This is a genomic window from Pseudomonas sp. MF6394, from assembly GCF_002018845.1.
GTDB classification, from domain to species: domain Bacteria; phylum Pseudomonadota; class Gammaproteobacteria; order Pseudomonadales; family Pseudomonadaceae; genus Aquipseudomonas; species Aquipseudomonas lactis.
On record NZ_MVOJ01000081.1, the window covers coordinates 1 to 1,293 of the forward strand.

1 protein-coding gene and 1 pseudogene are annotated in these 1,293 nt (G+C 62.2%); both read left to right on the forward strand.

Annotation, left to right across the window (positions count from 1 at the left end; translation table 11 throughout):
- Positions 1–302 (forward strand): annotated as a pseudogene (locus MF6394_RS32785) (IS21 family transposase); the annotation flags it as partial.
- The gene (gene istB, locus MF6394_RS32790) at positions 295–1,098 is read left to right on the forward strand and encodes an IS21-like element ISPst3 family helper ATPase IstB (protein WP_011911830.1); all 804 of its coding nucleotides are present in this window, start codon (positions 295–297) and stop codon (positions 1,096–1,098) included. The pseudogene MF6394_RS32785 and the gene istB, both read left to right, overlap by 8 nt.
- Positions 1,099–1,293: the final 195 nt, after the last annotated feature.

Below are 1,293 nucleotides of genomic sequence, written 5' to 3' on the forward strand. Positions count from 1 at the left end.
CGGCGCCGCTGCGTCAGCTTAAGCACGGTCTGGGGCGTCATGCCGGCGGTGACCGGATCATGGCGCAAGTTCTGGCTGCCGTACCGGTCGCCGGGCTCGATGCCGTGCTGGTAGCCGTTGAGCTGGTACTGGAGAGCGGCAGCCTGAGCGCCGAACACATCCTCAATGTCGTGGCGCGCCTGGCCGCGACCGAACCACCACCCAGCGTCGAAACCCACTTGTCGCTCAAGGAAGCCCCCGTCGCTAACACGGCGCGCTACGACCGCCTGCGTGGCCAGGCCGAGGAGGTCGGTCATGCGTGATTTGATGGCGGAACTCAAGGAGCTGCGCCTGCACGGCATGGCCACGGCCTGGGCGGAGTTAACTGCACAGGGTGAGTCGAACACAGCCTCGTCCAAGTGGCTGCTCGAACACCTGCTGGAACAAGAGCACACAGATCGCGCCATGCGCTCGGTGAGCCACCAGATGAACATGGCCAAGCTGCCGATGCACCGCGATCTGGCCAGCTTCGATTTCAACGCCTCTAGCGCCGACGCACGCCTGATCAGCGAGCTGGCCAGCCTGGCCTTTACCGACACCGCGCAGAACGTGGTGCTGATCGGTGGGCCAGGCACCGGTAAAACCCACCTAGCCACCGCGCTGGCCGTGTCCGGCATCACCCGGCACGGTAAGCGCGTGCGCTTCTACTCCACGGTCGATCTGGTCAATCTGCTGGAGCGCGAAAAGCACGACGGCAAAGCCGGGCGGATCGCCCAAGCTCTGCTGCGCATGGATCTGGTCATCCTCGACGAACTGGGTTATCTGCCCTTCAGCCAGGCCGGCGGTGCGTTGCTGTTTCACCTGCTATCCAAGCTGTACGAACACACCAGCGTGGTGATCACCACCAACCTGAGCTTCGCCGAATGGTCGAGCGTGTTCGGCGACGCCAAGATGACCACCGCCCTGCTGGATCGGCTGACCCACCACTGCCACATCGTCGAAACCGGTAACGAGTCCTATCGCCTGCAACACAGTAGCTTGGCGGCCCAGGCCAAGATCAAATCACGGGAGCGAAAGCGTAAGGGCGGCCAGGAACCGGAGGACGATGAGCCGTTCTGATTTCATGGCGACGACGGCCTGCTACATGGCTGCGTGTGGCAGGTCTTAAACAACTGAACTGGGCTAGCGAAGGAGTGGGGGCAACAGCAGCTGCGCTGGTAGACTTATCCACAGTTGCTGGTAACAAAATCAGCAATCCGCCCTGGGTCAAATTTCAATCGGCAGGGTGGGTCAATTTTCCATCAGCGCCAACAC